Here is a 264-nt window from a genome sequence, read left to right on the forward strand (position 1 = left end):
GGCGCACTTCCGCCGGCTGGCGGGATGACATCCATACGTTGCGCCCCTCGCGCGGAGACACCATGAAAACTTTGACCACTGTCGCGGCAGGTGCCGCGTTGCTTCTTTCGTCGTGGGGCGCCAGCGCGGGCGTGACGTTCGAAAGCGTCAAGAATAAGGGCTTCGTCCAATGCGGCGTGTCCACGGGCGTGGCGGGGTTTTCGGTCAATGACAGCAAGGGCGGCTGGATGGGGCTGGACGTGGACCTGTGCCGCGCGCTGGCCG

The 264-nt window shown here is 65.9% G+C and carries 1 pseudogene; it reads left to right on the plus strand.

The features are described 5' to 3' along the window. Positions 1–62: 62 nt before the first annotated feature. Positions 63–264: pseudogene (locus tag SB751_RS31540) on the plus strand (amino acid ABC transporter substrate-binding protein); the annotation flags it as partial.

Source organism: Cupriavidus sp. SIMBA_020, from assembly GCF_046535395.1.
Lineage (GTDB): Bacteria > Pseudomonadota > Gammaproteobacteria > Burkholderiales > Burkholderiaceae > Cupriavidus > Cupriavidus campinensis.